This is a genomic window from Aquimarina aggregata (genome assembly GCF_001632745.1).
In the GTDB taxonomy this organism is placed as follows: Bacteria; Bacteroidota; Bacteroidia; order Flavobacteriales; family Flavobacteriaceae; genus Aquimarina; species Aquimarina aggregata.
The window spans coordinates 411,215-424,997 of the sequence record NZ_LQRT01000002.1 but is presented as its reverse complement, the minus strand read 5'-3'; the positions used below and the strand labels follow the sequence as shown (position 1 = coordinate 424,997).

Genomic DNA, 13,783 nt, shown 5'->3' with positions numbered 1-13,783 from the left:
TTTTAATTAAGAAAACAATAGAACGACATAATTACCATAAAAAAAATATGTGTAACTAATAATCAAACGTCAAATTTTATGTTAACATCATATTATTTTAACATTTCAAATGAAATATTACAAAAAACTTAAGAGTAAGATCGTTGTTTTCTATGAGCCTTGAATTATTTAATATTCTTATAAAATCTAAGGAATATAGACGCAGCTATTATTGTGAAAAAGAAATCATTACAGCCTCTGAATACTATGATAAAAAAATCTACCTCATAGAAAACGGGATCGTAAAAATTAGTCGACTCACAGAACAAGGTGAAGAAATGATACTTGTTATATTAACCTCTGGACAAGTTTTCGGCGCCAATCTTATTTTAGAAGAGTTTCACCCTAATTATATTTGCGAATCTTTAAACTCGGAAACGGTATTATGTGAATTTGATATTGAATGTGTAAAAAGAGTTATAGAAAAAGATCAACACACTGAGTTTGATCTATTGTCAATTATAGGAAAACAGTTCTCTGAAATGGAAAGAAGAATAAAAGTTCTTTGTAATAATTCGGCAGAACAAAGACTAGTCGATGTATTAAAAGAATTTAAAGATAAGTTTGATCATTTATCTGATAATGAAGAAAACATTATTATAGATATGCCCTTAAGTCAAGATGAGATATCAAATTATATTCGAACCACCAGAGTTACAACCAATAAATTAATCAATAAGTTAAAAAACAATTTATTGATTGAATACCAGCAAAAAAATATAATGCTTAAAAAAGATTTTTTTAAGCATTATAAGTAATTATAAAAAATCTCTTAAAAGGTTCTTATAGTTTATAACCAAAAGAGAGTTGTATATTTCTTGTATTTCCATCTAAACTAATAGGAAGATCTTCATCATCAAAAACATTTGATAATCCAAAACCATATCGTAAATCAGCGAAAAAGTTTTCTGTTAGGTTCACACCTACACCAGCAACAGCGCTAAAATTAAATGTATTAAAATTAGCTTCACTACCATTATTATCTTCCCACTCCCATATTTTTAACCCAATTTGTGGCCCAATATGTATATTAAATCTAGAACCGAAATTGTATTTAACGAATACAGGTAATTGCAAATAATCTACACGTAATGTTTCATCGTCATTTCCCAAAGAAGAGAATTGAAATTCTGGTTGAATACTAATTTTTTCTGTTATTGGATATTCTGCCAAAAACCCTGCAACTATTCCAAAACGGCTATCTTCTAAAGAATCAGGAATATCATCAGAACTAATAGAACTCAGGTTTGCTCCAAGTCGAATTCCATAACTGGCTTCTTTTTGAGCTTGTAATGTTAAAATTCCAAAAATTAATAAAATCGAAAGACAATGTAATTTTTTATTCATAGCATAAAAATATAGGTTATTGAGTACAATTTAACACAAATTAATGACTTAAAAAATAAAGGAGACATTACGAAGTAGAAATATTTTTTAACGATTATTAAGTTTGTCATTGTAAAGAGACTTAATAATCCCGTCAGACAACCCTATTTTTGGAACATAAATTTCTCTTGCTCTACTCCATTTCATAGCAGAAAGATATATTCTAGTGGCGGGAACAATTACATCGGCTCTATCTTGATTCAAATTTAATTGCCAAATTCTTTCTTCATATGTTAATGAATTCAACAATTTATAATAAGAACTTAAATACAAGAAAGAAAGTGGTTTACCGTTACTTTTTCCACTGTTTTTAAAGATATTATTAATATTACCACCAGATCCTATAAGAGATATTCGAGAATAGTTTGATGTATGTTCATGAATCCATGACTCTACTTCGTTCCAAACATTTTCTGAAACCAATCCATTAAGCAATCTTACAGTTCCCAATTTAAAAGATCTAGATGTTATACTTTTTCCATTATGATATAAAGTAAACTCGGTACTTCCTCCTCCAACATCAACATACAAATAGGTTTCATTTCTATTAATAAGCTCATGAAGATCGGTCATAGCAATAATTGCGGCTTCATCTTTACCATCAATAATATCAATTTGTATTCCTGTCTTTTCTTTGATTAAGGCTACCAGTTCTTTCCCATTTTCTGCTTCTCGCATAGCAGAAGTAGCACAAGCTTTATAGCTTATCACATTATGAGTTTTCATTAAAAGTTGGTATGCTTGCATTGCATCAATCATTCTGGCAATGTTTGCTTCTGATACTTTATTTGATTTAAAAACATCTGCACCTAAACGTATAGGTACGCGAACAAGGCTTGTTTTTTTAAATCTTGTAGTCTGTCCTTCTTCTTCATGGATACTACTAATTAATAATCTTACGGCATTAGAACCAATATCAATGGCTCCATATTTTTCTATAGTCAACAAAATAGTTAGTTTGCAAGTTTTTTTAAATAATAATCATAAGTGGCTATTTGTGATCTAACCTTATCCTTATCGTTTCGAATGTACGCATTATCTTGATCTTTAGAAAGCCTTCTTCCTTTTACATTGTCATTCCAACAAATGTCAAAAGTATCCATAAGTTCTTCCTTAATATCCTTGTCATAAATAGGGCAAGAAATTTCAACTCTTCTATCTAAATTTCTTGTCATCCAATCGGCTGATGAAATATAAACCTTAACGTCACCAGCATTCGTAAAAATAAATAACCTAGGATGTTCTAGAAATTTGTCTACCACGCTTATTGCTCTGATATTTTCACTCATTCCAGGTATTCCCGGAATCAAGCAACAAATCCCTCGTATAATCAAATCTATCTTAACACCCGCTCTACTTGCTTCGTAGAGCTTATCAATCATATCATAATCACTTAAACTATTTAATTTTAGCCTAATACCTGCTGGTTTACCTTCATTTACATTTTTTATTTCTTTATCAATTAATTTGATTAATGAAGATCTAGTATAATGTGGAGAAACTAATAGATGTTTGTATCTGTTTATCTTATAATTGATTTCAAAAAATTTAAAAACCTTATTCGTTTCTTTTAGTATTGATTCATTTGTAGTAAACAATGTATAATCGGTATATATTCTGGCCGTAGATTCATTAAAGTTTCCTGTACTTATAAAACCATATCTTTTTAGTTTACCTTTTTCTTCTCGTTCTATAACACAAGCTTTGCAATGTACTTTTAGTCCTGTAACTCCAAAAATCAAATTAACTCCTTCTCTCTGCATTTTTTCTGCATATCGAATATTTGCAGCTTCATCAAAACGTGCTTGCAGTTCTATTTGAACTGTAACTCTCTTGCTGTTTTTTGCAGCATTGATGAGTGAGCTGGCTATATGGGATATAGAGGCTAATCGATAAATTGTTATTTTAATGCTCTTCACTTTCGGATCAATGGCAGCTTCTCTTAAAAACTTAACTGTATACGAAAAAGTGTGATATGGTGTATATTGCAAAAAGTCTTTTTTTGCGATTTTATCTAAAAGACTACCTTGTAGTGCCAATCCAGGGATAGCTAATGGAGTAATAGGATGGTATATTAAATCCCTATTCCCTAAATCCGGAAAGCTCATATAATCTCGACGGTTATGGTATTTTCCTCCGGGAATTATACTATCTGTATTATCAACTCCCATTTTTTTCATTAAAAAATCAAGAGTATCTTTTTCTATATGCTTATCATAAACAAACCGCACTGGTTCTCCGTCCCTTCTAGACTTTACACTACTAGAAATTTTTTGAATAAAACTTTTACTTAAATCATTATCAAAATCAAGTTGCGCATCTCTCGTAATTTTAATCATATGAGCAGATGCACTTACATAATCAAAAATACTGAAATTGATATGCATACAATATCGTATTAAATCATCGAGGATAATAATGTATTGTTTTCCATCTTTTTTAGGAAGCACAACAAAACGATCTGTATTTTTTGGTATTTCTATTAGTGCATAAATACGTTCCTTTGCTGTTTGTTGTAGAATTTTTGAAATTCTACCTTCTTTAGGAACTTTTTGTTTTAAAACAAGTTTGACCGCTAAATAGGCTACACTATCTTTAAGATGTGGAAATTTATCAAGATCATTTAAAATATAAGTAACCAATGCCGGGCTAACCTTACTAACAAAATAATTACGAATAAATGCGTCTTGATCTTGTGTTACCTGATTTTCATTTATAATAAAAATATCATGTTGCTCTAATTTGTCTTTAATTGTATTAATAGTCTTGAGACTCTCTGCTTGTTGTTTAATAACAATGTTTGTTATTTTTTCCAGTAAATTACTAGCTGTAGTTCCTTTTAGTACATTTTTTCCATCTTTTCCAGCTAAATCAATCCTTTTAATAGTAGCATAACGTACTTTGAAAAATTCATCCAAATTATTCGAGAAAATACCAATAAACCGCAACCTTTCTACTAATGGAACAGTATCATCGGCAGCTTCCTGAAGTACCCTAGCATTAAATTGTAACCAACTTAATTCTCTATTAATATATTGATTAGTACGAGTTTCTGACATTATTTTAAGGATTTTGGGGTAATAATTAATACGGTTTTTCCTACATTTACATTTTTCCAGCTATTTGTATCAAATTCAATACAAACAACACCTGTAGTAGGTAGATTATCAATAACTTCACTACCAAAAAAATTTGCTATTGATGTAAATGCATGATTATGTCCAAAAATCATTAAAGTATCTACTGTATCGTTACAATTTTTTATAACCTCAATCACTTGTCTTCCGTCAAAATCATAAAGATCAGATTCTAAAACCAATATCTCTTTAGGCAAATCGAGATGACTAAGAACTATTTTTGCTGTAGTATGTGCTCTTTCTGCTGGACTGCACAACACCAAATCTACTGGCTTTACCTGTTTTTTCAGGGCTTCTCCCACCAAATCCGCATCCTTTAAGCCTCTTTGATTAAGTGGTCTTTTATCATCTAACACGTCAAATTCCCAAGAAGATTTTGCATGCCTAATCATATATAAAGTTTTCATGAGCTTACTACAATTATTTACTATAAATACGTTATTAATTACAAGTTTAAGAATTCGATTTTACAATTCTTAAATATTAGAATATAAATATGGATTTTATTTATTTTATATACAAAAAAGCACTTAGTGTACGTTTACAATTAAAGTATGTATCGAAATGTTAAAGTAATCTAAAAAAATGCTAAATCAATGAAAATGAACATCATATAGATATGTTTTTAATCGGAAAAAAAAGAGATTATGTCGAAAAACTCTTTTTTTTCTTAAAAAATCAAATGTTAAAATCTAACTTTACATACGGTTTTCCCTCAATTAAAAATGTTTTCCCGGAACATTATGTACACAAATTTATCATAATATTATTAGGGTTAAAAAAAATAAGAAGTGGAAAAAGACATGAATATGAAAGGAAATCTTAGACGATTTCAATACAGAAACCTACTTATCTTGTTATGCGTATTTTGTTCTTCAATGATGCATAGCCAAGTAGAGGTACCCCTAAAGAAACGTACAGAGTTTACTTTTAAAGGGGATTTTAAGTTTGTTTCAAACACTATATTAGGAAAAGTAAGTAACGATGATGGAACTGGTATATTTAATCCTAATAAAAGTTATAACGACGGTGGTTTGAACAATCAATTCCAGATGGGATTTATTGATATAGATAACGATCCTTCTACATTTAATTCTAGTAGTGCTGATTTAGTAATAGATGCCGAATGTAATGCCATTAAACATGTTGGCTTGTATTGGACCGCAGCTTATGCTGATGAGAATAGAGCACATGATATTACCTCAGTAAAAATAAAATACCCTGGTCAAAAATCATACACAACTATAACAGAAGGACAAATCATTCATGATTATTACAATGATGCGGATGCTTTATTTAAGCAATACTCATGTTATAAAGATATTACAAGCGAAGTCTTAAAATTAGATAACCCTCTAGGAACATATACTTTAGCAAATATACCAGCTACGACTTCTGCTGTTAACAATGATCAAACGCTAGGAAATGGTTTAACGGGTGGTTGGACTATGGTCGTTATTTATGAAGATGATACGAAACCAAGAAAAAGATTTTATGTCTATGATGGTTTTGTAAATATTGATTCCAAAGCTAAACCTGTTGCATTTTCATTTGATAATTTCCAAACAATACCTAACGGAAGCGTTCACGGGAGAATTGGTGTAATTGCTTTTGAAGGAGACAAAGGAATTAGAGGAGATCGTTTTCAGGTAATGTCTAATGAGACTAATAAATATAAGAGTCTTGCAGATGGTACTAATCCAATGAATAACTTTTTTAATGCCAATATTACAGAGAATGGTAGAAATGTTAAAACAAGGGTTCCAGCAAGTCAGAATACTTTAGGATATGATGCTGATCTTTTTGATATCAAAAACATAAGAAATAGTATTATTGGAAACAATCAAACTGAAGCTAAATTTAGACTCTCTACAGACAATGATGGATATTCTGTTATGGCTGTAGCCTTTAGTGTAGATATATATGAACCTGCTATACATGTTTTGAAACGATCAAAATATACGGATAATGGCAATTTCATTCATCCTAACGATATTCTAGCTCCTGATCAGGAAATAACATACAAACTTACCGTATATAACGATGGTAATGACAATGCTAAGAATACCATCATTAAAGATATCTTACCTAAAAATGTTATCTTTTCAAGAAAATCCTTAGTACTACCTTCTAAAAAAATTAAGGTAAAATTTGATGAATCTTCAAGAATGCTAACACTATCTATACCTAACAAAATGGTAAAAATTGATAGTGAACCATTCGATATTAGTTACAATGTAATAGTAGATACTACTTGTGAGTCTATTGAATCTATTGATGATATTTTAGTAGTAGATCAACCTGTTACAGCAGAGTTTAATGGTTCACTAAATGAAACTATAAAATACTCTAAAGGTTACAATCACATTAACAAGTGTGATTTACCAGATTATTATCAATTTAAACTAGCAATAGATGTTAGTAATCTCAATTGTCCTTTTGCTAACCGTTTAGTTGAGTTACCTAAAAAGAAGCTCGAAGGTCAAGTTGCACAAGTGCAACCTGGTGATTACGACAATACAAAAAGATCAAATAATTCTGACAGTGGAGGTATTAAACCAAATGATATATTAAAATCCAACAAACCTCCAAAATCATCATTAAATTCTGATATAAAACTTAGTAAAACTATTAATGATCTTATTAATCTGAATGAAATTTATTTTGATTTTGATAAATGGGATATTACTGCTAAAGGATCTAAAGAATTAGACAGAGTTGTGAGTATTATGACCGAGAATTATCCTGAAATGGTTATTAAAATAGAAACACATTCTGATAGTCGTGGTGGTGAGAATTATAATTTAACATTATCTCAAAAACGAGCAGAATCTATTTATAACTATTTAATTGGTAAAAACATTTCTAAGAATAGAATCTTATCATATAGAGGTTTTGGAGAAAGTAGACCTGTTAATGATTGTAAAGATGGACAGGATTGTTCTGAAGACGAATATCAAAAGAATAGACGTTCTAGTTTCGTTATCATGTAATTTGCACTTAAAAATAAAAATTTAAGTATAATCTTACTTTTTTTTATCAAGGTGATAATCTAAAGGATTCCCAGATATTAGCATTTTTTACCGAATAAAGAATACGATCATGTAATCTATTTGGTCTCCCCTGCCAAAATTCGAATGATATTGGCTTAATACAATACCCGCCCCAAAAAGATGGCTTAGGGATTACTATATCTGTGTATTTTTGATCAAGTTCTTTTAATTTTTCTTCTAAAACCTCTCTAGACTCAATAACTTTACTCTGATCAGAAGTCCAAGCTCCTAATTGGCTACCTCTAGGTCTTGAATGAAAATACGTAGTACTCGCCTCTTCCGAAGTTTTGCTTACTACACCTTTAATGATTACTTGTCTTTCTAAATTAGGCCAAAAAAAGGATATACACACATGGTTATTATAAGCCATTGCCTTTCCTTTTTCAGAATTATAATTTGTATAAAAAACAAAACCATTTTTATCAAAATGTTTAAGTAATACAATTCTAGCTTTAGGAAAACCATCTTCGGCAATAGTTGTTAGTGTCATAGCATTAGCTTCATCAACTCCTTCTGATTTATCTGCAGCTTCAAACCAATTATTAAAAAGTGTCAAAGGTGAGTCTGGAAGAATAGATTCTTCTAAAAAATCCTTTTCATATGACTTTCGGTAATTTGTAAGATCCCTATTCATATTAACAAAATAAAACGCAATTTACTTATTTGTTGGAAAGTATTCATTAAAATTCGAAAACTTTACCATCATCTGCCACTTCGGTATTTTCAAAAACTGTTTTGGCTTCTTCTTTAAACAATTCAATATTACCATATCGTGTAGAATAATGTCCTAAAATTAATTTTCCAACTGAAGCTTTTTTTGCTATCGTCGCTGCTTCTATTGCAGAACTATGGCCTGTTACTTCACATAAATGTTTGTGGCTTTCTAAAAAAGTGGATTCATGATATAAAACTGTAGTATCCTTTATGATTTCAATTTTTTCTTCATTATATCTTGTATCACTGCAATATGCATAACTTTGTATTGGGTTTGGGTCGCCTGTTAAATCCTTATTAGACAGCACTGTCCCATCATCTAAAATGACATCTTTCCCCTTTTTTATAGACTTGTAATAAGCTTTATCGATTTGGTATTTACCAACTTGACTCATTAACAATTTTCGATCACCTAATTTTTCCTGAAATAAAAAGCCATTACAATATATTCTATGCTGTAATGGTATTGTCTTAACAATAACTTTTTCATCTTCAAAAACCACTTCGGATTCTGTACTCGTTAATTCATGAAAATGCAAGGGATAATCTGTCCAAGAATTAGATAATTTAAGTTGTAGTGTTATAGCTTCTTTGATTCCTTTTGGGCCATAAATATGAAGCGGTGTATCTCTATTTAACATTCTAAATGTAGAAACTAATCCTACTAGACCAAAAAAATGGTCTCCATGCAAATGCGAAATAAAAACATGTTTTATTCTTGCAAATTTAATTTTATTTCGTCTTAACTCTACTTGTGTACCTTCTCCACAATCAATTAGAAAAATATGGTTATTGATTTCTAAAACTTGAGCACTAGGATTCGTAAATGTTCGTGGCGTTGCAGAATAGCAACCTAAAATTGTAAGTTTCAAATTGTTTTTACTCTTAAATATATTTGTGATCAATATAGTTTAATCCATTATATAAATCAATCTATTCTCCAAAAGCATCAAAGGATGTTAATAAAGAAATATACCCGTGTACATCTAAATCATTTCTATACCCGGTAGCTCCTAAAACCATACCTTCTTTATTTAAAATTAGAATTGCAGGAAAAAGTTTACGCTTATTGTATTGTTTTGCTAGCGCTGCATTTTTTCTTTTCTGATCACTTGAAATAGAAGATTTATTCTTTCTACGTCGAGGAAAATCCGCTTTTAGCCATACATATTTTTGTTTGGCAAATTCTTCAAATTCTTTACTAGAAAGAACATTTCGTTCTAACTTAATACAAGGAGGACACCAGTCGGACCCTGTAAAAAACAAAACAATTTTTTGGTCTTTTTCCTTAGCCAAATCCTTGGCTTCTTCTAAGTCATATTTCCAATCTTGCGCTGCACTATTGTAAGTAAAAAACAAACAAAGAAATATGAATAATAATGGGGCTAGTCTATTCATAGTACTTATGACGTAAAGTATTATTAAAAATTACAAAAAAAACAGTTAAAAACCGAGATCTCTTTCTATTTCTTCCATTTCAACTAAATCATAAGCCTCTTGTAATGTGGGTACTATTGTAATATCACCAGGAACATCATCATATGTTATCTTATTTGTGACGATAACAAAAGAGTGTTTAGATGTTTTATGTTGATTAGAAATTCTCAAAAATTCATTGATATCATCTACTGATATATGATCCAATGAGAACAAGTTGATAATAATATTATCATTTTTTAGGGTGTCATATCTATCTTCAACACCTTTAACAAATTCAACAATAGTAGTTTTTTCTTGTGTAATGATAGTTGTAGCGCCTTCTTTGTTAAAAATCATAGATTTATTGTTTAATTTTTGAAGCTAAAAGATATATTACGGCCATACGCACTGCTACCCCATTTTGTACCTGATCCAAAATAATGGCCTGGTCAGAATCAGCAACATCACTCGTGATTTCAACTCCACGATTGATTGGTCCTGGGTGCATTATTACAATCTCTTTATCTAAACTATTTAATATTTCTTTATTTACACCAAATTGTTGGGTATATTCTCGAGTAGAAGGAAAATAACTAATTTCCATTCTTTCATTTTGTACTCGCAACATATTAGCAATATCACACCAATTTAATGCTTTTTTCAGATTTGTTTCTACTTGAACTCCTAGTTTTTCTATATATTTTGGAATTAAAGTCTTTGGTCCACAGACTTTTACTTCTGCTCCTTGTAGTTTAAGAGCAAAAATATTCGAAAGTGCAACCCTAGAGTGTAAGATATCTCCAACAATTACAACTTTTTTTCCTTTTACCTCTCCTAATCGTTCGCGTATCGAATATGAATCTAACAAAGCTTGTGTGGGATGTTCATGTGCTCCATCACCAGCATTAACTATACTTGCGTTTACATGCTTTGACAAAAAAACACCTGCTCCTGGATTCGGATGTCTCATTACTACCATATCCACCTTCATAGAAAGAATGTTGTTAACAGTATCTATAAGGGTTTCTCCTTTTTTAACGGAAGAAGATGCAGCAGAAAAATTAATCACATCTGCTGAAAGTCTTTTCTCTGCTAATTCAAAAGACAATCTTGTTCTCGTACTATTTTCAAAAAAAAGGTTAGCAATAGTTATATCTCTAAGCGATGGAACTTTTTTGATAGGCCTATTAATTACTTCTTTGAAATGATCTGCTGTTTCAAAAATAAGATTAATATCCTGTTCTTTTAGATACTTAATTCCTAGTAAGTGGTTTACACTTAATTCGCTCATTTTTATACTTAAGTTTACAATGTACTGCCGTACAGGTTTATTTATTAATCAAATACACAGCATCTTCACCTTCATTCTCGTCCCAATGTACTTTTACTTTTTCTTGATTTATTGCATCAACCTGTCGACCTCTATAATTTGGTTGTATTGGCAAATGCCTACTAAATCTTCTATCTATTAATGTTAACAGCTCTATCTCTTGCGGTCTCCCAAAAGATTGCATCGCAGTTAAAGCGGCTCTAATACTTCTTCCTGTATACAAAACATCATCGATAAAGACAATACGCTTATCTTCTACAATAAAATCAATATGTGTTTTATTAGCTTCTAAAATTTTTTCTCCACGTCTAAAATCATCTCTATAAAATGTAATATCAAGATATCCTAATTTCACATCTTTAATTTGATAATCATCTACTAAGATCTCTTTAATTCTATTCGCTAAAAAAATCCCTCTTGGTTGGATACCTATAAGTACTGTATCCTTAAAATGGGTATGACTTTCTATTAATTGACAAGCCAAACGGTGCAGAATAATATCTATTTCTTTTGCACTAAGTAGTAATTTTTGACTCATAATCTCCAAATAGACATTTGGTGTACAAAAGTAATGAAAATTTGTAATTATACCATTTATGATCTGAAATTACTGGAAATAATTATATACATTTTAAACTAATTCGAATGTTATCTCTCATTACTAGAAATTTATATAGCAAAAAAAAGACCGCTCATATAGAGCGGCCTTTACTTATTATCAAAAAGGAAATTAAAATCTACTCTCCTTTTTCCATTTTAGCTTTAAGATCAGCTAATGCATCAATATCACCAAGCGTTGTTTTCTCTGCAGAACTAGTTGCAGCTTTCTTCGCAGCTTGTTTTACAATCTTAGCTTCTTCTTCTTTGAACATAGCTGTATGAGAAGCAACCACTCTTTTGAATTCTTTACTAAATTCAATGATTTGGAATTCTGCTTCATCACCTTTCTTAAGTTTGCTTCCATCCTCTTTTTCAAGATGACGAGAAGGTACAAAAGCAACAATATCTTCGTTAAATTCGATAGTAGCACCTTTATCAACAATCTCAGCAATTGTTGCTGTATGTTTAGTACCTAAACCGAATTCAGCTTCATATTTATCCCAAGGGTTATCTTCTGTTTGCTTATGACCAAGACTAAGTTTACGTCCTTCTACATCAAGCTCAAGAACAACAACATCTAAGGTATCACCAACATTAGTAAAGTCAGACGGGTGTTTAATTTTCTTAGTCCAAGAAAGGTCAGAGATATAAATTAATCCATCTATACCTTCTTCTAATTCTACGAATACACCAAAGTTTGTAAAGTTACGTACGATACCACTGTGTTTAGAACCTACAGGATATTTAGTTGTAATATCTGTCCAAGGATCTGGAGTTAATTGCTTAATACCTAGAGACATTTTACGCTCTTCTCTATCTAAAGTGAGGATTACCGCTTCTACCTCATCACCAACTTTTACGAAATCCTGTGCAGAACGTAAATGCGTAGACCAAGACATTTCAGAAACGTGAATCAATCCTTCAACACCTTCTTCTACTTCAATAAATGCACCGTAATCTGCGATTACAACTACTTTACCTTTAACCTTGTCACCTACTTTAAGCTCGTTATTAAGAGCTTCCCATGGGTGAGGTTTTAATTGTTTAAGACCTAATTGAATACGTGTCTTCGCTTCATCAAAGTCTAAGATTACAACATTCAATTTCTGATCAAGCTCAACAATCTCATTTGGATGATTAATTCTTGACCAAGAAAGATCTGTAATATGAACAAGTCCATCAACTCCTCCAAGATCAACGAATACACCGTAAGAAGTAACATTCTTAACAGTACCTTCTAATACTTGACCTTTTTCTAATTGACCAATAATTTCTTTTTTCTGCTCTTCGATATCTGCTTCGATAAGCGCTTTGTGAGAAACTACAACGTTTTTGAATTCGTGGTTGATTTTCACAACTTTAAATTCCATTGTTTTTCCTACATATGCATCATAATCACGGATAGGTTTAACATCGATTTGAGAACCTGGCAAGAAAGCTTCTATACCAAATACATCTACGATCATACCTCCTTTTGTTCTACATTTTACGAAACCATTTACGATTTCACCTGTATCATGCGCACCATTTACTCTATCCCATGCTTTGATTACACGAGCTTTACGGTGAGATAAGATTAATTGACCTGTAGCATCTTCACGCACATCAATCAATACTTCTACCTTATCACTTACTTTTAGATCAGGGTTGTAACGAAATTCGTTTAATGAAATAACACCTTCACTCTTTGCGTTGATGTCGATGATAGCATCACGATCAGTAATATTAATTACTGTTCCCATTACTACTTCATCATTTAGAGTATCTACAAAGTTTTCTGCAACTAACTTCTCGAATTCTTCTAATTTAGAATCTTCGATAGGATCAATTCCTTCTTCGTAATTGTGCCAGTTAAAATCTTTTAAGAATTGCTCTGGATTTTCTTGTTGAGGAGATACGGCAGGAGCTGCTTTTGTAGCTTCCACTTCTTTAACCTCAGTGTTTTTTGTTTCTTCAGACATTGAAGATAAAATTTGTATCCTGTATCTTATTGAGAATCAAAACGAAATGATACAGAAGCGTTAAATTAAATTATTTTTAATCCTTTTCAAATTCTCTTACTCGTTAAAAAGGAGTGCAAAATTACGATTTAATTCACTAGAAAA

The 13,783-nt window shown here is 30.9% G+C and carries 13 protein-coding genes; 2 read left to right on the top strand and 11 right to left on the bottom strand.

Features of this window, described 5'->3' with window-relative positions:
* The first annotated feature begins 152 nt into the window (after window positions 1-152).
* Window positions 153-797 (top strand): Crp/Fnr family transcriptional regulator, encoded by a 645-nt coding sequence (locus tag AWE51_RS03600; RefSeq protein ID WP_066309587.1) that lies wholly within the window; start codon window positions 153-155, stop codon window positions 795-797.
* 25 nt (window positions 798-822) lie between these two features.
* Here the strand turns inward: AWE51_RS03600 and AWE51_RS03595 are convergent, their stop codons facing one another.
* The 4 genes from AWE51_RS03595 to AWE51_RS03580 form a co-directional block, all read right to left on the bottom strand.
* Window positions 823-1,386 carry a porin family protein gene (locus AWE51_RS03595; RefSeq protein WP_066309584.1) on the bottom strand — a complete coding sequence of 188 codons (564 nt, stop codon included), beginning with the start codon at window positions 1,384-1,386 and terminating at the stop codon, window positions 823-825.
* An 87-nt stretch (window positions 1,387-1,473) separates the two neighbouring features.
* A complete protein-coding gene (locus tag AWE51_RS03590) occupies window positions 1,474-2,373 on the bottom strand; it encodes a Ppx/GppA phosphatase family protein (protein WP_066309581.1) in 900 nt (299 codons plus the stop codon).
* Window positions 2,374-2,378: 5 nt separating this feature from the next.
* Window positions 2,379-4,484, bottom strand: a complete 2,106-nt coding sequence (ppk1, locus tag AWE51_RS03585; RefSeq protein WP_066309573.1) for a polyphosphate kinase 1 — start codon at window positions 4,482-4,484, stop codon at window positions 2,379-2,381.
* A complete protein-coding gene (locus tag AWE51_RS03580; RefSeq protein ID WP_066309569.1) occupies window positions 4,484-4,969 on the bottom strand; it encodes a SixA phosphatase family protein in 486 nt (161 codons plus the stop codon). Before AWE51_RS03580 ends, ppk1 begins: the two co-directional genes overlap by 1 nt.
* Before the next feature lie 384 nt (window positions 4,970-5,353).
* Between AWE51_RS03580 and AWE51_RS03570 the strand changes: the two genes are divergently transcribed.
* Window positions 5,354-7,555 (top strand): OmpA family protein, encoded by a 2,202-nt coding sequence (locus AWE51_RS03570; RefSeq protein ID WP_157766008.1) that lies wholly within the window; start codon window positions 5,354-5,356, stop codon window positions 7,553-7,555.
* 46 nt (window positions 7,556-7,601) lie between these two features.
* Here the strand turns inward: AWE51_RS03570 and pdxH are convergent, their stop codons facing one another.
* From pdxH to rpsA, 7 genes are all read right to left on the bottom strand, one after another.
* Window positions 7,602-8,249, bottom strand: coding sequence for a pyridoxamine 5'-phosphate oxidase (pdxH, locus tag AWE51_RS03565; protein WP_066309555.1), 648 nt, complete (start codon window positions 8,247-8,249; stop codon window positions 7,602-7,604).
* Window positions 8,250-8,295: 46 nt separating this feature from the next.
* Window positions 8,296-9,201 (bottom strand): ribonuclease Z, encoded by a 906-nt coding sequence (locus tag AWE51_RS03560; RefSeq protein ID WP_066309552.1) that lies wholly within the window; start codon window positions 9,199-9,201, stop codon window positions 8,296-8,298.
* A gap of 61 nt (window positions 9,202-9,262) precedes the next feature.
* Window positions 9,263-9,727: a thioredoxin family protein gene (locus tag AWE51_RS03555; protein ID WP_066309549.1), complete on the bottom strand. Its 465-nt coding sequence runs from the start codon at window positions 9,725-9,727 to the stop codon at window positions 9,263-9,265.
* 45 nt (window positions 9,728-9,772) lie between these two features.
* The gene (locus AWE51_RS03550) at window positions 9,773-10,105 is read right to left on the bottom strand and encodes a ribonuclease Z (RefSeq protein ID WP_066309546.1); all 333 of its coding nucleotides are present in this window, start codon (window positions 10,103-10,105) and stop codon (window positions 9,773-9,775) included.
* A 4-nt stretch (window positions 10,106-10,109) separates the two neighbouring features.
* Entirely contained in the window at window positions 10,110-11,039 is a 930-nt protein-coding gene (locus AWE51_RS03545; RefSeq protein WP_066309543.1) for an aspartate carbamoyltransferase catalytic subunit, read from the bottom strand.
* A gap of 37 nt (window positions 11,040-11,076) precedes the next feature.
* On the bottom strand, window positions 11,077-11,616 hold the full coding sequence (pyrR, locus tag AWE51_RS03540; protein ID WP_066309538.1) for a bifunctional pyr operon transcriptional regulator/uracil phosphoribosyltransferase PyrR: 540 nt from the start codon (window positions 11,614-11,616) through the stop codon (window positions 11,077-11,079).
* A gap of 199 nt (window positions 11,617-11,815) precedes the next feature.
* A complete protein-coding gene (gene rpsA / locus AWE51_RS03535) occupies window positions 11,816-13,639 on the bottom strand; it encodes a 30S ribosomal protein S1 (protein WP_066309536.1) in 1,824 nt (607 codons plus the stop codon).
* Window positions 13,640-13,783: the final 144 nt, after the last annotated feature.